This is a genomic window from Enterobacter cloacae complex sp. 302F9, assembly GCF_050030335.1.
GTDB classification, from domain to species: Bacteria; Pseudomonadota; Gammaproteobacteria; order Enterobacterales; family Enterobacteriaceae; genus Enterobacter; species Enterobacter hormaechei_C.
Window position 1 is genome coordinate 1480595 of the sequence record NZ_JBLGUC010000001.1, and the last position, 22877, is coordinate 1503471.

Here is a 22877-nt window from a genome sequence, read left to right on the forward strand (position 1 = left end):
AAGCCTCCTCCGTCTGTAAACAATAGGATCCAAGTCGGATCGCTGTGCAAAAAAAAGCGCCAGCCCGATCCGGTCCCGCATTGTTACGGGCGTATCTCCTGGATGCGTGCTGGCGTATGATCGTCATGACGGCGTAGTGGCTACCCTTTCTGTACCCTCGCGATCAGGCTTTTCGCCACCTCGCTCGGACAGGGTTGCGCTGCCATTTCCGCCGCTACCTCTTCAGAGGCGTCGCGAAGCGCGCGATTGTCGAGGAAAGCATTGATCATGCTGCTCGACAGGCCGTCGTCGCCGGGGATGATCCCGCAGCCGCGTTCGACAACAGCGCGGGCATTTACCGGGCGATCGGCACCCTGGCCGAAGACGATCTGTGGAATACCGGCGTGCAGCGCCGTCAGGGTATTGCCCGCGCCACCATGATGAATGAAGCCATCTGCGCCGTTCAGGAAGGCTCCCATGGGTATCCAGTCGACCAGGCGAACATTTGAGGGCAGTGAGCGCAGATCCGACCGCGCATTGGCCGAAAGATGCAGGATGATCTCGGCATCGACTTCACTGGCGGAATCCATCACCCAGGCGATCAGGTCAAGGCCGTCGACCATCGGTTTGACGGTACCGAGACTCACCAGCAGACGTTTACGGTCGGGCGTCCTCTCCCACCACGGTTCCCACACCGCGCCGCCGTTGTACGGGACGTACTGCATGGGAATAATGGGTTCTCCGTCGTTTTCAAGAATGCTCATGCTCGGTGGTGTTACGTCGATCCAGGCCATATCGCGCGGTGCGGCCCCAACGCCGTGGCGATGATAGGCGTCCGCGAGCGAACGCGTTACGCCTTTGATATGCCAGGGCGTATGGCCGAAGCCGACGGTTTGCATTACGACCGGTATATCGTATTTGGCGGCAATCAGAGGCCCGATGACCCCGAGCGGCGGGTAGATGATGAGATCGGGCCGCCAGTGTCCGGCAAACTCCACCAGGTGGTCGGCCATCTCTTCGCTGAAGAATGAGAAGTTGCCCATTTGTGCCGATGTTGCTTTCTTTTCGCTGTGCCTCGCGGCGGCGATAGTCAGCTTCAGAATCAAAACCGGGTGCGGCGTCAAATACCACCAGCCCTGCTTCTGCCGCTTTTTGGGCGAATTTTCCTCCGCTGGCGATCAGCACTTCATGGCCGTTAACGCGAAACGCCTGTGCCAGAGACAGCACAGGATACAGCAGCCCATAGAGAGGCGGGCCTACAAACAAAATACGCATGAGAAAATCCCTCTCCGCTTGACGAACTAAATCAGGAAGTCGACGCAGTCATATGCCAGCAGCAGGACGTTAATTTTCGTTAAGCCTGCTTTGACAGACGCTGCGTCCTTTTTGAGTTTCATCAGCCTTACGAACGGTCCTGTCGCTGACTATTCCGTGACGTAGGCTGGTGAATCGGGAATTCCTTGTCCCGGCTTCCATTAACGCTTACGCGCCGTTGTCCTTTTGAACAGCCCAGGCGGCGTCGTGCTGCCACGCCGCGGTGTTCAGATGCATTTGTTGAGTGTGAGACCGTTCAACAAACCTGGAGAGGCTTGTTTCCTGATACCTCTGTATACCTTGCCAGATAAACCATCAGTGCAAATGCTAATGATAATAATTACTATTATCATATGTGAGTTGCAACTATAATTAAGCACTTAATGCACAATGAATCGATTATGGGAAAAATCGCAGGTGGGGCTCAGCAAAAGGGGACTCTGTGGATTTAGGCACAAAATCCCACGCTTGCGGCGGTTTACAGGCGGACCTGGTGATTCTGTGTAATTGATGGCGGGGGTCTACGATGACGCTACTTCACCAAATAGCGCGGGTTTACCTCCCGTAAATACTGGCGATGTTACTATGATGCCTGATTCACTGCTGTTTATCGTTATGGAAAACCTGCGTAATGTTAACAAAATTCCCTCCCCGACGCGTAATGACCTGTGCTGCGGCTCTGCTAATTATTTTTAGCATCGCCTTGTTCTTCTTCCTGAGAAGCCCCGAGGTTCCTGAGTATGTTACCGCTCCAGTACGCATCGGCGATATTGAAAACGCCGTACTTGCTACCGGTCGAATTGATGCGATTGAGCGGGTCAACGTTGGGGCACAGGTTTCTGGCCAGGTTAAGTCGCTGAAAGTGAAGTTAGGCGATCGTGTCACTAAAGGACAGCTCATCGCTGAAATTGATGACGTGCCGCAGCGGAATGATTTACGCAACGCAGAAGCTGCTCTCAACGTGGTAAAAGCGGACCTTCAGGCTAAGCAGGCGCAGTTGAAGCAAGCCTCATTGCGTTTTAAGCGCCAGCGCCAGATGTTAAATGAGGATGCCAGCTCGAGAGAAGATTTCGAAACGGCTGAAACCACGCTGGCCAGTACCCGCGCTGAGCTATCGGCACTGAATGCCAAACTCGTCCAGGCGCAAATTGATGTCGACAAGAAAAAGGTCGATTTGGGTTATACAAAAGTTGTTGCTCCCATGGACGGCATTGTTATTGCCGTTGTCACCCAACAGGGCCAAACGGTTAACTCCAGCCAAAGTGCGCCGACCATTATCAAACTCGCACGTCTGGACGTGATGACAATTAAAGCCCAGATCTCTGAGGCGGATATCACGCGAATTTCACCGGGACAGAAAGCCAGATTCACCATTTTCTCTGAGCCGGATAAGCATTATGACGCCACGTTACGTACCGTTGAACTGGCACCTGAGTCGGTTATGAAAGATGATAGCCTTGCCAGCAGTAGCTCAGCCTCAGGGTCAGGCACGTCAAATGCTTCGGTGTACTACAACGCGCTGCTGGATGTCCCCAATCCAGAAAATCGGCTGCGAATTGCCATGACAGCACAGGTGACCTTGCTGGCTGGAGAAGCTAAAAATACGTTACTGGTGCCGATTCAGGCTGTGCACAAGGTGAGTGGCAACAAACAGCAGGTGCAGATATTGACCAGTGATAACCGGCTGGAAACCCGTGAGGTCAAAACCGGCATTACTAACAGTGTGGATATCCAGATCCTGGACGGTGTAAAAGTCGGGGAACATGTTGTGTTATCGCAGCCGGGTGAAAAAGCGCCCGGGGAAGGGTTTGTATCTTGAGTAATATCATAGAACTCAAGGACATCAGCCGCACCTACAGGAACGGTGGACAGGATCTCACCGTGCTTAAAGGGATTGATTTGACTATCGCTGCTGGGGAGATGGTCGCGATCATCGGCGCCTCCGGTTCCGGTAAGTCAACCCTGATGAATATTATGGGCTGTCTCGATGTCCCTGATTGTGGCGATTACTTTATCAGCGGTCAAAATGCCGCCCAGCTTTCACCTGACGATCTGGCAAGGATCCGCCGTGAGCACATCGGTTTTATCTTCCAGCGTTATCATTTAATGCCCGACCTGAGCGCGTTAAGTAACGTTGAAATTCCGGCGATTTATGCCAACAGTGAGCGCGAAAAGCGCCGTCTGCGCGCGGCGACATTGCTTGGAAGACTCGGGCTGGAAGGTCGTGAACATCATAAGCCGGGAGAGCTTTCAGGCGGCCAGCAGCAGCGTGTGAGTATTGCCCGCTCGCTGATTAACGGCGGTGAAATCATTCTGGCGGATGAACCCACCGGCGCGCTGGATACGCAGTCCGGTCAGGAGGTACTGTCAATACTCAGTGAACTGAATCAGCGTGGCCATACCGTGGTTATGGTGACACATGATATGAAGGTAGCGCAGCATGCTAACCGTATTATTGAGCTGCGTGACGGTGAAATTATTTCTGATACCGGCAGTCGTGTTACCTCCGGGGTTGCCCTTAAACGACCTGACAGCGTTCAGCAAAGCTGGTGGCAAAGTATTGTTGACCGTACCCGTGAATCCCTGCACATGGCGTTAAAAGCGATGAATGCGCATCGCCTGCGCACGACGTTAACCATGACGGGCATTATTTTTGGTATCGCCGCGGTTGTTACGGTGGTGGCACTGGGAGAAGGCGCGAAACAGCGAACCCTTGATAATATCAAGGAGCTTGGAACCAACGTGGTGAGCATCTACCCGGGAAGGGATTTCTTTGACGACAGCACTGAAGCCATTCGTACACTGGTCCCGGCAGACGCCGAAGCATTAGCAAAGCAGGGGTTTGTTGACAGCGTCAGCCCCGAAGTTAACGCTTCCGACAACATTCGCTTTCTGGGTAAATCCGCTACCGCCACGATCAATGGCGTTGGGCGCGATCATTTTCGCGTAAACGGTATTGAACTGTTGCAGGGATCAACTTTCCAGGACGATCGAAATGCCTCGCAGGAAGTCATCATTGATGAAAACGCCCGCAAGGCGTTATTTGACGATGCGGGACTCAAGGCACTTGGGCAAATCGTTTTTCTGGGTTCCGTGCCTGCACGGGTTGTCGGCATCGCCAAAGGGAACAGCCGAAGCTATGCGCCTAATCGCATTAACGTCTGGATGCCTTACAGCACGGTGATGTATCGAATGACAGGAAAACCGGTGTTGACCAGCATCAGCGTAAGGCTTAAGGATGATGTTGCCAACGAGGCAGCGGTCAGCGCTATTTCTCAGCTTCTCACTCAACGCCACGGCGTGAAAGACTTCCAGCTTTATAATTTCGAGCAGATTCGACAATCAATCGAACGGACCTCAATGACCTTTAGCATCCTGATTCTGATGGTGGCCTGCATCTCGCTGATGATCGGCAGCATTGGGGTGATGAATATCATGCTAGTGTCGGTTACGGAACGGACCCATGAGATTGGCGTACGAATGGCGGTCGGTGCGCGTCAGGGCGATATCATGCAGCAGTTTATGATTGAGGCTGTGCTGGTATGTCTAATAGGCGGAGTGTTAGGTATTGCACTGTCGTATGCCGCCGGAGCGCTGTTCACCGCGCTGGCAGGGGGCATTTTCACCGCCATTTATTCGTGGCAGGCCGCTGCTGCCGCATTCTTCTGCTCAACTTTAATCGGCATGATCTTTGGTTATCTCCCTGCACGCAAGGCAGCAAGGATGGATCCGGTCGTTTCACTGGCCAGCGAGTAACCCATGAAAATATTATCCCCTTTAACGGTATGCCTTGCTGTCCTGCTTAGTGCTGGCTGCGCCGACTCTCTGAAAACCGACTATCAGCCTCCTGAGGTGAAATACCCTGCCAACTGGTATCAGGCGGATGCTGCGGAGGAGAGGATGCCGTTCGACTGGCAGGCCTTTAACGATCCAGACCTCGACGGCTGGCTGCGGCAGGTGATGGTGCGCAATAACGATGTCGCTGGAGCGGTATTGCGTGTTTATCGCGCCCGCCTGGAAGAAGAGCGGATTGGCATCACAAACGATCCGGGACTAAAAGGTTCGCTCGCGCTTGACGGTAAAAAACAGCTGAACAGCTCAGCCCACTGGAGCAGGGGCAGCGTTGCCAGTATTAATACCAGCTATGAGCTGGATCTGTGGGGCAAAATAGCGCGGCAGCGCGATGCGAAGGCGTGGGCACGTTTTGCCTCGGAAGAGGATCTGCGTTCTGCACGCCTGACGCTGCTTTCAAATGCCAGTAATAATTACTGGCGCTTAGGCTTTATTAACCAGCAGCTGTCTGTCCTGCAACAAAGCATCAACTATGCAAAAGAGACGCTGCGCCTGGCTAACGCGCGTTATGCCGCGGGCGGTGCCTCCTCTCTGGATGTTGTGGATGCTCAGCAGGGCGTGCTTTCGCAGGAAAACAGGCTGGCGGCGTTGAAGAATGAACGTTTACAGGCGCTCAATCAGCAAGCCGTTTTGCTTGGAACCGCGCCGGGCAGCGCGATAGTCGAACCGAAAGCGTTACCAATGGGACCACTGCCGCAGGTCAGTGGAAAGATCCCGGTCAACGTGCTGCGGCATCGACCCGATATCAGCGCTAAAGAGTGGCGGGTACGGGAAGCATTGGCCACCGTTGATGTCCAGCGTACTGCATTTTATCCAGCGTTTAGTCTGACCGGCTCGCTTGGCACCAGCAGCAGCAGCCTTATGGCCTTCCTGGAAAATCCTGTAGGCTCTGTTGGAGCAAACCTGACCCTGCCGTTCCTGGAATGGAGAGAAAGGGGCATGGACGTGAAGATTGCCCGAAACGACTACGAGCAACGGGTTCTGGAGTTTAAACAGGAACTTTACAAGGCGATGAGTAGCATAGAAGATGCGCTTGCTTTGCGTCATCAACTCCTGGAACAGGAGACGCTTCTACGTGAAGGCCTGGAACTGGCGAAAAAATCAGAGAGGCTAAACGAAGTTCGCTATCGCCAGGGCGCGGTGCGAATTTCTTTCTGGCTTGATGCTCAGGAGAAACGCCGTCAGGCCGAACTGGCACTGTATGAAAATCGCTTTAACCAGTTAAATAATCTGGCAAAAATCTATATGGAGTTCGGCGGTTCGGTATCTTTCCCCTGAATTGCGCAGACTCATTTACGTCTGGCAGCAATAGGACTTGCTGCCAGGGCGCAGTTCGCAAGACATCCCTCGTCATTATTCAAACCCATCTCACAAAAATCGTTCCTCCCCTTTGATCGAAATTTCATCTCCGGCTATATGACTAGTCATATCATTTAAATGACTAGTCATATAGGAGGCAACCATGAATCAATCACTGCCAGCCAACTTCTTATGGGGCAACTCGGTGTCGAGCATGCAGACGGAAGGGGCCTGGAATGAGGGCGGAAAGGGGATGTCGGTGTACGACATTCGCGAAGCCGGTGAAAATATCTCTGACTGGAAAGTGGCCACCGACTCCTACCACCGCTACCGGGAAGATTTCGACCTGATGCAGGATCTGGGCATGAACTGCTACCGCTTCCAGATCTCCTGGAGCCGCGTCTGCCCGCAGGGTGACGGCGAGTTCAACGCCGAAGGCATCGCGTTTTATGACCGTTTTATCGACGATCTGATCGCCCGCGGTATCGAGCCGATGGTCTGCCTCTACCACTTCGATATGCCGCTGGCGCTGGCGCAGGAGTACAACGGATTTAACGATCGTCGCGTCGTGGAGGCGTTTATCCGCTACGGCAAAAAGATGATCGACTGCTACGGTGACCGGGTGAAGTACTGGCTGACCTTTAACGAGCAGAATATTTTCCACATGCCGATAGCCTTCCGCATCTCCGGCTATATGAAGGGGGAGGAAACCCTGCGCGAGCTGTACGAAGTGCAGCATCACACCATGGTGGCGCACATGGCGCTGACCGAGTACCTGCACCAGACTAAGCCGGGCAAGCTGATGGGCGGCATGCTGGCGCACCAGCTGATTTATCCGGCCACCTGCAAACCGCGTGACATCTTCTGCGCCCAGCAGTACGACGAATTCCTCAACCAGAACCTGCTGCGCGTCTTCGCGGGCCAGGGCTACAGCCCGGCGGTGATGGCGGTGGTAGAGCAGGAAGGCTTCGGCGATATCTACCGCGCAGACGATCTCGCGCTGTTTGCGCGCACGAAGAACGACTTTATGGCCTTCAGCTACTACGCCAGCAAAACGCTGGACAGCGATGCCATCCCGGAAGGCACGCCGGTGAACTATTACCTGCTGCACGGCGAGAAAAACAATCCGTACCTGAAGGCCACCGAGTGGAACTGGCAGATCGATCCGCTGGGCTTTCGCACCATCATCACCCGCTATGCCAACGACTGGCGAATGCCAGTATTCCCGATTGAGAACGGCATTGGGGTGATTGAGTCCTGGGATGGCGTAAACCCCATAGAGGATACCTACCGCATTGACTACCACCGGGCGCATATCGAGGCCATGAAAGAGGCGATGTTCGAGGACGGGGCAGAGGTATTGGGCTATCTCGGCTGGGGGTTGATTGACATTCTCAGCTCCCAGGGTGACATGCGCAAGCGCTACGGCGTGGTCTACGTCAACCGTGAAAATCACGACCTGAAAGACCTGAAGCGCGTGCCGAAGAAGAGCTATGCGTGGTTAAAACAGGTAATCCATACCAACGGACGCGAGATGTAAGCCGTACGCTGCCGGGCCGTTTTTGTGACTGATTGATGGGAACTATCCGCTATGTCTGAAACAAAAATAACACCGCACATGCAGTCTTTTGTCGATAAATTTGTTGAGTTCTCGGCGCGCCTGGCAAATCAGGTGCACCTGCGATCCCTGCGCGATGCCTTCGCCACGGTAATGCCGATTTTCATCCTTGCCGGTCTGGCGGTGCTGGTGAACAACGTGGTGTTTCCCTGGATCTTAGAGGGCGACACGCTCACGCAGTTTAAGGTGTGGGGCGAGGCGATCATCAACGGCACGCTGAACATCGCCGCGCTGCTGCTGGCGCCGATGATCGCCTGGTCGCTGGCGCGCAACAAAGATTTCGACAATCCGGTCTCGGCAGTGGTTATCGCCGTCAGCAGTTTCATCATCATGATGCCGATGCGCTTACAGATTACCCCCGTCGGCAGCGACGCCACGGTAAACGTTACCCAGGTGCTGACGTTCGCCAATATCGGCTCCACCGGGATTTTCGCCGGGGTGCTGATTGGGCTGCTCTCAACCGAGCTGTTTATCGCCATTTCACGGCTGAAGGCGCTGCACATTTCGCTGGGGGAGAACGTACCGCCAGCGGTGAGCAAATCCTTTACCGCGCTGATCCCGACGATCCTCACGCTCTCCCTGTTTGCGGTGCTGGCGGCTATACTGGCGAACGTGCTGCACACGGATCTGATCCATCTCATTACGACATTTATTCAGCAGCCGCTGCGGCTGATCAACACCAGCCTGCCCGGGACGATCTTCATTTACAGCTTCGGTAACTTCCTGTTCACGCTCGGTATTCATCAGTCGGTGGTCAACAGCGTGGTGCTGGAGCCATTCCTGCTGATCAATACCAATGAGAATATGCTGGCCTTTGCCAACGGCCAGCCGATCCCGCACATCATCAACAACATCTTTGTGCCGACCTTTGGCATGGTGGGCGGGACGGGCAGCACTATCTCATTGCTGATTGCTATCTTCATCTTCTCAAGACAGAAATCAGCGAAGCAGGTGGCGCGTCTGTCGCTGGCGCCGGGTCTGTTTAACATCAACGAGCCGGTGATTTTCGGCCTGCCGATAGTCTTTAACCTGCCGCTGATGATCCCGTTCGTGCTGCTGCCCGCTATCGGAATTTACTTTGCGTGGCTCTGTACCACGCTGGGGCTCATGTCGCGCTGCGTGGTGATGATCCCGTGGACGACCCCGCCGATCCTCAGCGCCTGGCTGGCGACGGCGGGGGACTGGCGGGCGGTGGTGGTGCAGTTGGCAATCATCGTATTTGGTGTATTCTTCTACCTGCCTTTCCTCAAAGTTGCCGAGCGAGTGGCGTTGAAAAACAGCGGGACAGAACACTAATTTAAGGAAGGACGATGGCGGCGAAGTACATCACCATAGCGCGGGAAATTAAGAAACGCATTATCACCCAGCAGTACGCCGCCAATGAACCTCTGCCGGACCAGTTCGCGCTGGCGGCGGAGTTCAGCACCAGCCGGATGACCATTCAGCAGGCGATGCGTCAGCTGATCGTAGAAGGGCTGGTCTATACCCGACAGGGGCAGGGCACGTTCATCCGCAAAAATTTCCTCCAGCTTTCCCAGTGGGATCTCTCCGGCAGCGACTACTTCGGGGCGACCAAAACCTGGGAACATTTAGGCACGGTGACGAGTCAGGTGGTGCACTTCGAACTGCGCTTCCCGAACGAGAAAGAGCAGGCATCGCTGATGATAAATCCGGATACGCCGATCTATGACTTTATCCGTCTGCGTTTACTGAACGGTGAGCCGATGTCTCTGGACGCTACGGTAATGCCGCTCAATCTGGTGCCCGGTCTGAACAAAACCCATCTTGAAAGTTCGGTATTCCGGTATGTACAGGAGACGCTGGGGCTGAAGATCATGGGATCGTATCGGGTGGTGCGGGCGCTGAAGCCCAGTGCGCTGGATATGCAATACCTTGTCTGCGAGCCAACCGACCCGGTGCTGGAGGTAGAGCAGGTGATCTATCTTGAAGATGGTACGCCGCTGGAGTACGCACACTGTCACTATCGCTATGACCATGGCGGCATCGTTATCGTGAATAACGGATAAAAAAAAGCGGGCCCCGCGGCCCGCTTTTTTAATTCTCACGATTAGTTCAGACGCACCGGCATACCGGAACGGTTCTGAATCGCCTGGTCAACAATGGTCGTGTCAACATCCGCCTGAGAGGTGACGGACTGCACCGCGCTGGTCAGCTTAATCGGTACGATTTCGTTGTTGTTGATCTGATCTTCGCTGGTGGACAGCGGGTTATGCACTTCAATGTAACGGCTGCCGTCCGGCTCTGACGTCGCTTTCACCGGTTCGTTAATGAACTGCACGCGCGTACCGACCGGCACGTTATCGAACAGGAATTTGATGTCTTCATTACGCAGACGCACGCAGCCGTGGCTTACGCGCAGGCCGATACCGAAGTTGGCGTTAGTACCGTGGATGGCATACAGACGTCCAATGTACAGCGCGTACAGACCCATCGGGTTATCCGGGCCGGCAGGCACAACGGCTGGCAGCGGTTCGCCGGCAGCAATGTACTCAGCGTGCATTTTGGCGGTCGGCGTCCAGGTTGGGCCCGCTTTCTTACGCTCCACTTTGGTGGTCCAGTTCAGCGGAGTGTCTTTACCCAGCTGACCGATACCGATAGGCAGCACGATCACGGTGTTGGTGCCTTTCGGGTAGTAATACAGACGCATTTCGGCGCTGTTAATCACGATACCTTCGTGCACGGTATCCGGCAGGATCAGCTGCTGTGGAATGTTGAGTACGGTACCCGCTTTCGGCAGATACGGGTCAACGCCCGGGTTCGCCTCCAGCATGTTCGACAGACCGAGCTGATACTGCGCCGCGAAGTATTCCAGCGGCTGAGAGTTCCCTTCCGGCACCGTCACCACCTGGTTTTCACCCACCAGACGGCTTCCGTCTGTCGGCAGGGGATACGTCACCGCAGACGCGGTCTTACAAAAACCTACTACGGCTAACGCCGCCGCAAAAAGCGTTGTTAATTTCATGTTCATGTTATGCGAGGTATCTAAGCCATTCTGGCGATGAGTTGATAAGTCTGAATCGGTAATGGGAGCGCATTATATGTGCATTCCCGTTAACTGGGAATTCAGATGTGTACGAAATCACATTTTTTTCGATTTTGTTAAAGTTTAGTGGATTACCGCAACACGGGATCTCAATTCGGAATTGTGGCATAATGCCGCGTTTATCACACTTTTCGCAGGAATCTCTCCGTGTTAGTTACCAGCAACGTCACTATGCAGTTTGGCAGTAAGCCGCTGTTCGAAAACATTTCCGTCAAATTTGGCGGCGGCAACCGTTACGGCCTGATTGGTGCCAACGGTAGCGGAAAATCCACCTTTATGAAGATCCTCGGCGGTGACCTGGAGCCAACGCTCGGTAACGTGTCGCTCGACCCTAACGAGCGCATCGGTAAGCTGCGTCAGGATCAGTTCGCCTTCGAAGAGTTCACCGTGCTCGACACCGTGATCATGGGGCACGCGGAGCTGTGGGAAGTGAAGCAGGAGCGCGATCGTATCTACGGTCTCGCTGAGATGAGCGAAGAAGACGGTTACAAAGTGGCCGACCTGGAAACGCAATACGGCGAAATGGACGGCTACTCTGCGGAAGCGCGTGCGGGCGAACTGCTGCTGGGCGTCGGTATTCCGGTTGAACAGCATTACGGCCCGATGAGCGAAGTCGCGCCAGGCTGGAAGCTGCGTGTGCTGCTGGCGCAGGCGCTGTTCTCTAACCCGGACATCCTGCTGCTCGACGAACCGACGAACAACCTGGACATCGACACCATCCGCTGGCTGGAGCAGACGCTGAACGATCGCGACAGCACCATGATCATCATCTCGCACGACCGTCACTTCCTGAACATGGTGTGTACTCACATGGCGGATCTGGACTACGGCGAGCTGCGCGTTTATCCGGGCAACTACGATGAGTACATGACGGCGGCAACCCAGGCGCGCGAGCGTCTGCTGGCCGACAACGCCAAGAAGAAAGCGCAGATTGCTGACCTGCAATCCTTCGTCAGCCGCTTCAGCGCCAACGCCTCTAAATCGCGCCAGGCAACGTCGCGTGCACGTCAGATCGACAAAATCAAGCTGGAAGAGGTTAAAGCCTCCAGCCGTCAGAACCCGTTCATCCGCTTCGAGCAGGACAAGAAGCTGTTCCGTAACGCGCTGGAAGTGGAAGCCCTCACCAAAGGCTTCGATGAAGGCCCGCTGTTCAAAAACTTCAACCTGCTGCTGGAAGTGGGCGAGAAGATTGCCATCCTCGGCGCCAACGGCGTGGGTAAATCCACTATGCTGAAAACCCTGGTCGGTGAACTGCAACCGGATAACGGTACCGTGAAATGGTCTGAAAACGCGCAGATTGGTTACTACGCGCAGGACCATGAATATGAGTTTGAAAACGATCTGACCGTCTTCGACTGGATGAGCCAGTGGAAGCAGGAAGGCGACGACGAACAAGCGGTACGCAGCATTCTGGGGCGTCTGCTGTTCAGCCAGGACGACATCAAAAAGCCCGCCAAAGTGCTCTCCGGTGGTGAAAAGGGCCGTATGCTGTTCGGCAAGCTGATGATGGAAAAACCGAATATTCTGGTGATGGACGAACCGACTAACCACCTGGATATGGAATCTATTGAGTCGCTGAACATGGCGCTGGAGATGTATCAGGGCACACTGATCTTCGTCTCTCACGACCGGGAGTTCGTCAGCTCACTGGCGACCCGCGTGATCGAAATTACGCCAGAGCGCGTGGTGGACTTCACCGGTAACTACGAAGATTACCTGCGCAGTAAAGGTATCGAGAGTTAAAAAAATAGCCGGGTGGCGGCTTCGCCTTACCCGGCCTACGTTCTATCCCCTCTCCCTGTGGGAGAGGGTTAGGGTGAGGGCAACAGGCCGCGCTACACCACCCACTCGCCCCCTTCAACTCCGTTCACCCGCAGCGTACGTTTTTCCCCCGCCGGTAATGACACCTTCAGCGCCTTCCATGCCGGACGATAGTCGCCGCGCGCATTCACCTTCAGGTTGATACTTGCGCCGTCGCACACCATCTCCCATTCCACCCACAGCGCATTGCCGTTCTGGTAGCCCCAGCTTTCGCCGTCATCCTCAAACAGCAGCCCGGCGGTGGTGCCGACGCCTTTCACCGGGAACAGTTTCAGCTCACGGGTATCGTCTTTATCTGCGCTCACGTGACGGATGCGTTCGCTGAGTGGCAAACCGGCCCCGGCGCGTACCAGCAGCGGCAGCTTTTCCAGCGGCGCATCAAGGACGATCGATTGCCCGCCCGCATACCACGCGTGAGTGTAAAAATCGTACCAGCCGGTTTCGTTATCCGGCAGCCAGACGCGGCGCTCGCGCTGCCCGGCGTCGACGACGCTGGCCACCAGCAGGTCACGGCCCAGCAGGAAGTCGTCGCACTCTTCAAACGTCTGCGCATCGTGCTCATGATCGAGGAAGGTCGGGCGCAGCATCGGCTCGTCGTCGGCGTGCGCCTGCCAGAGCAGGGTGTAGAGATACGGCAGCAGGCGGTAGCGCAGTTCAATGGCGCTGCGAATCGCAGGCGTGACGCCCGGGTACATCCACGGCTCGTTCACCGTGTGATCATCGTTCCACGAATGAATGGTAAAGCGCGGGTGCATCACGCCGTTCTGTACCCAGCGCACGAACAGCTCGGCATCCGGCTTGTCGCCGGAGAAACCGCCGACGTCGTGACCGACGTTGAACAGTCCGGACAGGCTCATGCCCAGCCCCATGCGGATGTTATAACGCAGGGTGTCCCAGTTGGTGCGGTTGTCGCCGCTCCAGGTCTGAACGTAGCGCTGCATCCCTGCGCAGCCGGAGCGGGAGATCAGATACGGACGTTTCTCCGGCGCAAAGCGCTGCTGCGCTTCCAGCGAGGCGCGCATCATCAGCAGCGGCATCACCGGGCGAATGTGCTTGATGGCGATCTCCTGACCGAAGCCATAGCAGCGCGCTTCCCCGTCCCACACTTCATACTCGTTGTTGTCGTTCCAGGTGGAATCGATGCCCATCTCCAGCAGCTGCGTGGTCACGCCGTTCTGCCACCACTGCACCGTCTGCGGGTTGGTGAAGTCGAGATGCGATCCTTCGTCATCCCAGAAGCTGGAACGTTCAGGCGCATCGGTTTCTGAATCACGAATGAACAGGCCGCGTTCCGCCACTTCGCTGTAGCGGGGATGATCCTGCAACAGACACGGCTTGATGTTGGCCGCAAGCCGCAGCCCCGCGTCGTGGAACGCCTGGCTCATCACCTTCGGCTGCGGCACTTTGTCGTAGTTCCAGTTAAAGACGTAGCGCTTGCCGTTAATCGAGGTATAGCCGGAGGAGAGCTGGAACGAGTCGCACGGAATGGCATGCTCATCGCACAGGCGGATGAAGTTCATCAGCTGGTTTTGCGCGTCCGGCGCGTCGGTGTAGTGCATGGTCGAGCCGCTGTAGCCCAGGCTCCATTTCGGTCCGAACAGCGTTTTCCCCGTCAGGCGCACGAAGGCTTTGGTCACGTCCAGCACGCGCTTGCCGGTGAAGAGGTAGTAGTCAATATCGCCCGCTTCCGCCTGCCAGCGGCGGTAGGCAGTGTGATAGTTGTCGATCTCGTTACCCAGATCCAGCCAGCAGCTGCTCAGGTTATCGTAGAACAGACCGTAGCTCACGTCATCGCGACGGGTGAGGGTGAACGGGATGTGCTTGTAAAGCGGATCGGTGCTGGCCGCGTTATAGCCCATCGCGTCCAGGTTACGCATCTCATAGCGTTTGCCGTTGCGCTGTAAATCACCCGCTTTCTCACCCAGACCGTAAAAACGTTCATCCTTACGACGGCTAAGATAGTGCGCCACGCCGTCACCGTGGGCGTTCAGCAGGTAGGCGCTGGTCGGGCGGTCATTGACCAGCGGCTGCCACTCGCCCGCCTCATTGCGGTAGTGCCACTCCAGCCACAGCGGCTGGTGGACGGTGACGCGCAGCTGTTCAGTCGCTACGGTTAACGTGTCGTCCTGCTGTGTCAGCGTCCAGGCAGGGCAGGTGAAGCCGCTGACATCGTCACGACGGCGGCCTTCCCACGGCACATCTTGTTCCGGCGCGATGCTCCAGGTGCGGTTCAGCGCCAGCTCGCCTTTACGTTTGATCAGCACACGGAACAGATTCTCTTCCAGCACATACAGACACAGGCGGTGCTGATTATCGACCAGCAGTTCCAGATGGTTTGCTGACTGCTTATCTACGGTCCAGTTTTTCAGGGTTTTCATATGCAATACATCCACTATCAGGCGCGCTTGGCGCGACGTTCAGCAATAAATGCTACCAGGAAGACAGCGCCAATCAGGTCAAAGAAGCCCATGGCAATAAAAAGCGGGTTAAAGCCGATTTTGTCGGCGGTCACACCGATTAACAGTGAGAACAGGAAGCTGGCGATCCACGCCGCCGAGCCGCGCATGCCGTTGACGGTCGCCATCTGGCCTTTGTCGAACGACTCCACGACCAGGGCGCTCAGCATGCAGGAGATGATCTGGTGCCCGAAGCCGCCGATGGAGATCAGCACGATGGTGATATACGGGTCGCGGGTCACGGCCACGACGGCCAGAGAAATCATCAGAAACGCGCCGGTGACGGAGCTGGCTACCACCGAGTTGACGCGGGTGCAGCCAAACCAGCGGGTGTAGAGCCGGGTCAGGTAGCCGCTCGCGACGCTGCCGAGGTCGGCGGCCAGGAACGGCAGCCAGGCGAACATCGCGATCTGTTTCAAATCCATGCCGTGCTCTTTGGCGAGGTACAGCGGCACCCAGAAGCTCAGCACGGCCCAGGCCGGTTCCGCCATAAAGGCCGGGATGGCGATGCCGTAGAACCGTTTGTTCTTCGAGACGGTTTTCAGCGCGGTCAGGAAGGGCAGTTTGACCGGCGCAGGTTCGTTATCCTGCTTGATAAACGCCAGCTCATCGCGGCTCAGGTTTGGGTGCTGTTCCGGGTTGTGATAAAACGCCCACCACAGGATCACCCACAGCAGCGCCAGCACGCCGGTAAACATAAACGCACCCTGCCAGCCGAACGACGCGTGAGCAAAGTAGATGATAGGCGGGGCCAGCATGGCCCCAATGGAGAAGCCTACCCCCGCCCAGCCTGCGGCAACAGGGCGCTCTGATTTCGGGAACCATTCACCGATGGTTTTGGCGTTCGCTGGCGTGGCGGCGGCCTCAGAGGCACCCATAAAGAAGCGCAGAATCGCCAGGTGCAGCCAGCTTCCGGCACCCGCGTGGAAGATACACATCAGCGCCCAGATCCCGGCGCAGACCATAAAGCCGATTTTCAGGCCGATAACGTCAATCAGCCAGCCGCACAGGGGCTGGAAAATGGTGTAGGCGATCTGGAACGCGCCGACGATCCAGGAGTACTGCTCGGTGGTGATCCCGAGGCTCTCTTTCAGTTCAGGGGCGAGAATACCTAACGAATTACGGGTGATGTAGTTAACGGTCACGCCGAGAAGAAACAGCACCAGTACGTACCAGCGCAGGTTCCTGATGACGCGACGTGTTTTGCTTGTCGCTACGGTGTTATTGATGTCCTGACTCATTTTCTTCTCCACAAGACGGACGGTAAGGGGACAAAGGTTCAGGTGTCACACAGCGTCAGGCGTTTGAAAGTTATCTGTTTTAGAGCGCTAAGCTGCTATACAACTAGTATGGAAGTTGTGTGACAGGTTCACCTTAAGAAAGAAATTGGGCAGGGAATAGTGGATTTTGTGCAAACTTTCTCATAACCGAGGTTTAATTTTCGGCATTATGGCCTTCTCGCAAGTTATTACCTGATAAACAAGTTGTGAGAATTTTTTCATTTCACATCCGGAGCCAGATCACAAAATGGACAAAAGGCTTAAAATCACCGAAATCGCCGCCCGGACGCAGCTCTCCATCAGCACCGTTTCTCGCGTGCTGGCGGGGAAGGCAAACACCAGCGAAAAAGCACGGGCAAAGGTGCTGGCGTGCGCGCGGGAGCTGGGGGTAATGGACGGCATGGCGGCGGGGCGTCTGCTGCTTAACAGCCTGGTGGTGTTTGCCCCGCAGCGGGCGTTTGACGAGCGGTCCGACATCTTTTACTACCGCGTCATCCAGAGCGTGAGCAAAGGGCTGGCCTCGCACGAGGTTCGCCTGCGTTACTGTGCGCTGGAGGAGAACGACAGCGATGCCCAGCTGTTTCTGGCCCGCATGAACGAAGCGGACACTCAGGCGGCGATCCTCCTCGGTATCGACGATCCGCATATCCACGATCTGGCGGTAGACATGGGCAAACCCTGCATGCTGATTAACTGCCGGGACCGCCACATGCGCCTGCCCGCCGTCGCGCCGGATCATCGCGCGATTGGCGAGCGGGCGGCAGAGTACCTGTTCGAGATGGGGCACCGGGAGGTGATGAACGTGCTGTGCCTGCGTCGCTACACCATGGAGCTGCGCCTGTCCGGGATCCGCGACGCGTGGCACGGTCATAACCTCAGGTTCAGCGACAGGCGCGACCTGCTGATGGTGTCCAGCTTCAGCGCCAGAGAGACGGAGCAGCTGGTGAGCGAGTGGCTTCACCAGCAGAAAGGGAAGGACCTGCCGACGGCGTTCCTGGTTGGTGGTGATTTTATGGCGGCGGGGACCATCAGCGCGCTGCAAAAACACGGTCTGCGCGTGCCGCAGGATGTCTCGGTGATGAGCATTGACGGGTTTAATCTCGCCGCGATTCAGGATGTGCCCTTAACCGCGGTACATGTTCCGCGTGATGAGCTGGGAACGGAAGCGGTGCATATGCTCCAGCAGCGGCTGATGCGCCCGGACGCGCCGGTGGGAACATTGCTGCTAAACGGCACGCTGACCGTGCGGGAGTCGGTCCGGCGGATACGTCAGGGGAAACGACGTACCGCCGTAGAGCGGGAAGGGCTGTACGACGGTTAAGCCATGCCCAGCGCGCGCCTGCCGTGGATGTTGAGATCGGCCACGGTAAAGCGGCCCTGCCAGCTTTTCTCATAATCCTCGCGCGGGAAATCGCCCGGTGACGCGCCGGTTTCCAGCGCTTCCTTGACCTTTTTCGCATAGGCGAGATTCTTCTCGCACATTGGCGCGGCAGGAATATACATCACGTTGCCCCATCCCTGCTGATTTTCCACCGGCGCGACGGAGTGGATCACATCGCAGTGCCACCACACGGAATCACCGGCTTCCAGCGCCGGAATGCTGGTTAACGCTTCGATCAGCAGCGGATGCCACTTCTCAGAAATCGGCAGCACGCGCCCCGGCGCCACGCCGCACAGCTCGTCTTCCGGCACGTCGTCCAGCAGCGGACGCAGCAGAATATAGGCCATTGCCTCCGGGATCGGCACCACGTGCAGCAAGCCCTGTCCGGGGATCATGTCCGACAGCGCCGTCCAGCCCTGGAAGGTGCGGAACACCGAGCATTTGGTGGTGTTATCGACGGTGTACTCTTCCACTTCGGTACGATGCGCGGCATTCCACGGATCGTATTTCTCAACGTTGCCGTCAAACACGCGGGCGAACACCTGCTGATAAGCGGGCAGCAGCCAGCGCTCCAGCGCGCCAGAATCGGTGTGTGCGCCAAGTCCTTTCGAGGTGGTTCCGGGCGGGCGGCGGCGGATGCGGTCAGGGTAAATCACGCTCACGTCCGGGTCGAACCACTGTTTACCGTTGCTCTCAAATGTCCATAAACGGTTCAGGAATGACTGTACCTGCGCCATCTCTTCACTCTGGCGCGCCTGCATTTGCGCCTGAGACCAGTAGATCGGATAAATCTCCGGACGAGAGGCCGTTAAGGTGCCGAAGAAGTTATCGCCGGGTCCTTTGTACACCTCGTCAAATTTGTTCAGATCGAGGTAGTCGAGCATCGACTGATCCCACGCCAGCGCCTGCTCGCGCGGGAAGTGGCCTTTGATCACCGCGCAGCCGCGACGTTTAACGGCTTCGCGCTGTTCGGCGGTGATCGTGCCGTTTTTCACGTCGGCAAAAGGGATCACTGGCCAGACGGTTTCGCCTTTGTTTTTGAGAGCGTTGATTTCCGCCACGCGGGTGGCGATTTTATCGCTGAGCCGGTCGAACACCGCCTGCACGTCGCCGATCTGCGCGCGTAATTCACGTTTCATCTGACGGATTGCCGCTTTATGGTCCGCTGGCAACGTTTCGCTGGTAAAGGTCATAACTGCCTCGCATCTTTCATTCGAAAGTAAAAGTGTCTACAAGTGATACTTTAAGTTAAAAAAAAGTTAATGCAAGTTTAAAACCTTGACGGGTGCCACAGGATGGGAAAAGAGTGAGAGGCCGGAGCGAGGCTCCGGCAGGTAGGGGGATCAGGCGTCGAACGGGGAGTGCGCGTCGAGCACGGACTGAATCACATTCAGCGCGCCCTGATGGTTGTTATCGTCGGTAGTGTAACGGCTGACCTCTTTAATGCTGTCCGCCGCGTTGCCCATCGCAAAGGAGTATTTTACCAGCTTCAGCATTTCCGCATCGTTGCCGCTGTCGCCAATGCCGACGCACGCCTGAGGTGAGACTTTCCAGCGTTTAAGCAGGCGGCTGATGCCGTTGGCCTTGTGCAGGCCGGGGATAATCAAATCGACAAAACCGAAGCCGCTGGTGACCGGCTTCATGATGCCGTCCAGGGAGACATGCAGTTTATCAACCAGATTCGGGATATCGCTGTCCGGCAGGTTCAGGGAGAATTTAAACAGCACGTCGTCAATTTCGCGGTAATCGCTGATGGGTTTTAAGCGATGGTAGTGTTTCGACATCAGCTTCACGAACGCTTCTGGTGCTTTATCGCTGACGTACGCGCTCTCCAGCCCGCAGGCCACAAAGTTCAGCCCTTTGTCTTTCAGCAACTCGCCAATGACGATCTGCGACTCATGACGCGTCAGTTCGCCGTGGAAAATCTGTTCGCCGTGATCGAAGACCAGCGCGCCGTTTTCCGCGACGAAGGAGATCTGATCTTTCAGCTCCGGGAAGAAGGAGATGAGCTGGTAATACTGGTTGCCGCTGGCGACAACAAATTCAATGTCGCGGGCTTTAAGCTGCTCAAACTGTGCCTGGAAGCGGTCACGATCGTACTGCTTGGCATCATCAAGGAAAGTTCCGTCCATATCGGTGACGATAACTTTTACGGTCATACTGTGCTCCTGGGTCACTGCGTTTGAAACATTCTAATAACAAGGTGACGGAGAGCACAAATTTAATTTCATTCGAAAGTCAAAGCAAAACGGCAACCGAAGTTGCCGTTTTTAGTGTTTTCTCCCTCTCCCCGTGGGAGAGGGCCGGGGTGAGGGCATCAGCGTGCGCATTTCCCCCTCACCCTAACCCTCTCCCTCAAGGGAGAGGGGATAAACCGTTACAGCGTATGCTCAGTACGGGCGATAATATCGTCCTGCGCATCCGGCGACAGGGCGGTGAAGAACGCCGAGTAACCCGCGACGCGCACCACCAGGTCACGATACTGATCCGGGTGTTTCTTCGCTTCCAGCAGCGTTTCGCGGGAGACGATGTTGTACTGAATGTGCCAGCCTTTATGCACCTCGAAGAAGGTGCGCAGCAGCACCATCAGCTTCTGGCGATCGCTGTCGTTTTCCAGCGTCGACGGGTTCAGCTTCTGGTTTAGCAGCACGCCGCCGAGAATCGCTTCCGTCGGCAGTTTACCCACGGAGCCAATCACCGCCGTCGGGCCGAGGTGGTCGGTACCGGAGGCCGGGCTTGCCCCTTCCGCCAGCGGGGTGTGGGCTTTACGGCCGTCCGGCGTCGCCATGGTTGCTGCGCCAAACGGCACGTTTGCGGAGATAGACGACGTGCCCGCGTAGTAGTTACCCCCAATCGGGCCGCGGCCGTAGCGTGGGTTGTGATACTGCTTCAGCTCTTCAATGTAGGTCTGATAAGCACGGGTCAGCAGCAGGTCCACGCTGTCGTCGTCGTTGCCGTACTTCGGCGCGCCGTTGATCAGGCGCTGGCGCAGCTGCTCGTGGGTCAGCCCCTCGAAGTCATCCGCCAGCGCCGCCGCCAGCTGTTGCTGACCGATAACGCCCTGGTCAAACACCAGCTTCTTCACCGCTGCCAGGCTGTTGCCAAGGTTGGCGATCCCCACCTGTAGGCCGGAAACCCAGTCATACTTCGCGCCGCCCTGCTTAATGCTTTTCGCGCGTTCGATACAGTCGTCCACCAGCGCCGAGCAGAGAATATCGTGGACGTTCTCTTCCAGCATGGTGTCCACCACGTACTCGATCTCAATGGATTTGCGGGTGTAGTAGCGGATCTGGTTATCCCACGCCGCCATGACCTCATCAAAATTCCCGAAGTTACCGGCAGAAAGCGCTTTTTCCTGCGGCAGGAACACCTGGCCGCTGGTGGCGTCGCGACCGCCTTCCAGCGCCGCCAGCATCACGCGGGCGAAGTTGATAAAGCTCATGCCGGTGCAGCGATAGCCCCACTTGCCGCCGACGGCGGTTTCGATGCAGCCAATAGCCGCATAGTCATACGCGTCCTCTCGTTCCACGCCGAGCTTGATAAATTCCGGGATCACGATTTCATCGTTGTTAAACGCCGGCATCCCGAAGCCGCAGCGGATCACCTGCACGCAGGCGTCGAGGAAGTCGTTGCTCATCCCCGCGTGGTAGCGCACGCTCAGGTTTGGCTGGGTGGAGCGCAGGCGACCACAGGACTCCAGAATCGCGTAAGAGAGCGGGTTGACCGCGTCCATCGGCTCACCGTTGACCAGCTTCTGGCCGCCGATGGTGACGTTCTGATACAGCGGGCTGCCCGCAGAGGCTTTGGAGTGCGAGCCGGAGCGGATTTTGTTCACTTCCAGCAGCTTCAGCCAGCAGCTGTGCAGCAGCTCAATGGCGTGCTCGCGATCCAGACTCTGGTCCAGCTCCACGTCGCGGCGGTAGTACGGGTAAAGGTACTGGTCCATACGGGCAAAGGAGACGGAGTGACCGTTGGACTCAATTTGCAGGATCAGCTGAATGAAGTAGCACAGCTGTAGCGCCTGCCAGAAGGTTTTTGGCGGTTGGTGGGCGATGATGTCGCAGTTTTCCGCCATGGCCAGCAGCTCGTCGCGGCGGCTGTCGCGGGTTTCTGTCGCGGCCATTTTACGCGCCAGGTCGGCAAAGCGTTTGATGTGCAGGCTTACGGCTTCCAGCACGATATCAATGGCTTTCAGGAACTGATCGCCGTGCAGATCGTCCAGCACCGTCAGGTTGATGCGCGACCGGCGCTCGGCCACTTTCGCGCGCAGGCCGTCAAGCCCTTTCTCCAGCACCAGCGGGAAATTCACTGCCAGGTGTGCGTCACCGGAGGTCATATTGCCTTCCGCTTTGATAATGCCGGTTTCCAGCAGGCCTTTCTGCTCGTCGGTAAACATACCGTAGCAGCGATCCTGCACCGTCTGGCCGCGCCACCACGGGCAGATCGCATGCAGGACGTGCTTGTTCTCTTCGCTGACCGCGAAGCCCGCACCCGGACGGTCCGCCAGATCGTCAATCTCTTTCTCAATCCAGGAGACGGTATATTCCGGGAAGATCGGCGCGGCGCGCACTTCGCTGGCCTGGTTACCGATAATCAGCTCGTCATGCTTGATCCAGATGGTACGCTCGGCCAGGTGATGCGCCAGCGCCAGGGCGCGACGTACCGGGATCGGCTTGTCCATGTGCTGCTGATACATTTCGGTGTAATGCTGCGCGCGCTCGGTACAGACCGGCGGCTTAACGATATGCACCAGCGCCGTTTTGTGCGCCTTGATGCGCTCGCTGAGGGTGTTGAGATTCAGGGTGGTCATAAG

At 56.6% G+C, this 22877-nt stretch carries 14 protein-coding genes and 1 pseudogene; 8 read left to right on the forward strand and 7 right to left on the reverse strand.

Translation table 11 applies throughout. The features are described from left to right. Window positions 1-140: 140 nt before the first annotated feature. Window positions 141-1254: pseudogene (gene iroB, locus ACQG0T_RS06995) on the reverse strand (salmochelin biosynthesis C-glycosyltransferase IroB). A gap of 670 nt (window positions 1255-1924) precedes the next feature. On the opposite strand from iroB, the gene ACQG0T_RS07000 reads away from it, so the two are divergent. From ACQG0T_RS07000 to ACQG0T_RS07025, 6 genes are all read left to right on the forward strand, one after another. Next, on the forward strand, window positions 1925-3112 hold the full coding sequence (locus tag ACQG0T_RS07000; RefSeq protein ID WP_023303343.1) for an efflux RND transporter periplasmic adaptor subunit: 1188 nt from the start codon (window positions 1925-1927) through the stop codon (window positions 3110-3112). Next, a complete protein-coding gene (locus ACQG0T_RS07005; RefSeq protein ID WP_060460217.1) occupies window positions 3109-5049 on the forward strand; it encodes a MacB family efflux pump subunit in 1941 nt (646 codons plus the stop codon). The genes ACQG0T_RS07000 and ACQG0T_RS07005 overlap by 4 nt, the downstream gene beginning before the upstream one ends. A gap of 3 nt (window positions 5050-5052) precedes the next feature. Beyond that, complete coding sequence (locus ACQG0T_RS07010) at window positions 5053-6423, forward strand: efflux transporter outer membrane subunit (protein WP_271040640.1); 1371 nt, start codon at window positions 5053-5055, stop codon at window positions 6421-6423. A 184-nt stretch (window positions 6424-6607) separates the two neighbouring features. Further along, the gene (locus ACQG0T_RS07015; RefSeq protein WP_032671268.1) at window positions 6608-7984 is read left to right on the forward strand and encodes a glycoside hydrolase family 1 protein; all 1377 of its coding nucleotides are present in this window, start codon (window positions 6608-6610) and stop codon (window positions 7982-7984) included. Between the two features lie 51 nt (window positions 7985-8035). After that, a complete protein-coding gene (locus ACQG0T_RS07020; RefSeq protein WP_023296170.1) occupies window positions 8036-9358 on the forward strand; it encodes a PTS sugar transporter subunit IIC in 1323 nt (440 codons plus the stop codon). 14 nt (window positions 9359-9372) lie between these two features. Continuing rightward, window positions 9373-10089, forward strand: coding sequence for a GntR family transcriptional regulator (locus ACQG0T_RS07025; protein WP_271040641.1), 717 nt, complete (start codon window positions 9373-9375; stop codon window positions 10087-10089). Between the two features lie 41 nt (window positions 10090-10130). Here the strand turns inward: ACQG0T_RS07025 and ldtB are convergent, their stop codons facing one another. Beyond that, on the reverse strand, window positions 10131-11051 hold the full coding sequence (gene ldtB / locus ACQG0T_RS07030; protein WP_015571042.1) for a L,D-transpeptidase: 921 nt from the start codon (window positions 11049-11051) through the stop codon (window positions 10131-10133). A 222-nt stretch (window positions 11052-11273) separates the two neighbouring features. Here ldtB and ACQG0T_RS07035 point away from each other — a divergent pair, with 222 nt between their 5' ends. Beyond that, window positions 11274-12869, forward strand: a complete 1596-nt coding sequence (locus ACQG0T_RS07035; protein ID WP_003858434.1) for an ABC-F family ATPase — start codon at window positions 11274-11276, stop codon at window positions 12867-12869. Window positions 12870-12961: 92 nt separating this feature from the next. On the opposite strand, the gene ACQG0T_RS07040 is transcribed toward ACQG0T_RS07035, so the two are convergent. Both ACQG0T_RS07040 and ACQG0T_RS07045 read right to left on the reverse strand, forming a co-directional pair. Beyond that, window positions 12962-15325, reverse strand: a complete 2364-nt coding sequence (locus ACQG0T_RS07040) for a glycoside hydrolase family 31 protein (protein WP_203453277.1) — start codon at window positions 15323-15325, stop codon at window positions 12962-12964. A gap of 17 nt (window positions 15326-15342) precedes the next feature. Then, window positions 15343-16644 carry an MFS transporter gene (locus tag ACQG0T_RS07045; protein WP_015571039.1) on the reverse strand — a complete coding sequence of 434 codons (1302 nt, stop codon included), beginning with the start codon at window positions 16642-16644 and terminating at the stop codon, window positions 15343-15345. Window positions 16645-16930: 286 nt separating this feature from the next. Here ACQG0T_RS07045 and ACQG0T_RS07050 point away from each other — a divergent pair, with 286 nt between their 5' ends. Beyond that, the gene (locus ACQG0T_RS07050) at window positions 16931-18004 is read left to right on the forward strand and encodes a LacI family DNA-binding transcriptional regulator (RefSeq protein WP_032647812.1); all 1074 of its coding nucleotides are present in this window, start codon (window positions 16931-16933) and stop codon (window positions 18002-18004) included. Here ACQG0T_RS07050 and ACQG0T_RS07055 read toward each other — a convergent pair. The 3 genes from ACQG0T_RS07055 to ACQG0T_RS07065 all read right to left on the reverse strand — a co-directional run bounded on the left by ACQG0T_RS07055 (window position 18001) and on the right by ACQG0T_RS07065 (window position 22874). Further along, the gene (locus ACQG0T_RS07055; protein ID WP_017384899.1) at window positions 18001-19257 is read right to left on the reverse strand and encodes a DUF1479 domain-containing protein; all 1257 of its coding nucleotides are present in this window, start codon (window positions 19255-19257) and stop codon (window positions 18001-18003) included. The two genes, ACQG0T_RS07050 and ACQG0T_RS07055, sit on opposite strands and share 4 nt — an antisense overlap. A gap of 150 nt (window positions 19258-19407) precedes the next feature. Next, the gene (locus ACQG0T_RS07060; protein WP_032620018.1) at window positions 19408-20223 is read right to left on the reverse strand and encodes a Cof-type HAD-IIB family hydrolase; all 816 of its coding nucleotides are present in this window, start codon (window positions 20221-20223) and stop codon (window positions 19408-19410) included. A gap of 218 nt (window positions 20224-20441) precedes the next feature. Beyond that, window positions 20442-22874 (reverse strand): formate C-acetyltransferase/glycerol dehydratase family glycyl radical enzyme, encoded by a 2433-nt coding sequence (locus ACQG0T_RS07065; RefSeq protein WP_252051701.1) that lies wholly within the window; start codon window positions 22872-22874, stop codon window positions 20442-20444. Between the last annotated feature and the right edge of the window lie 3 nt (window positions 22875-22877).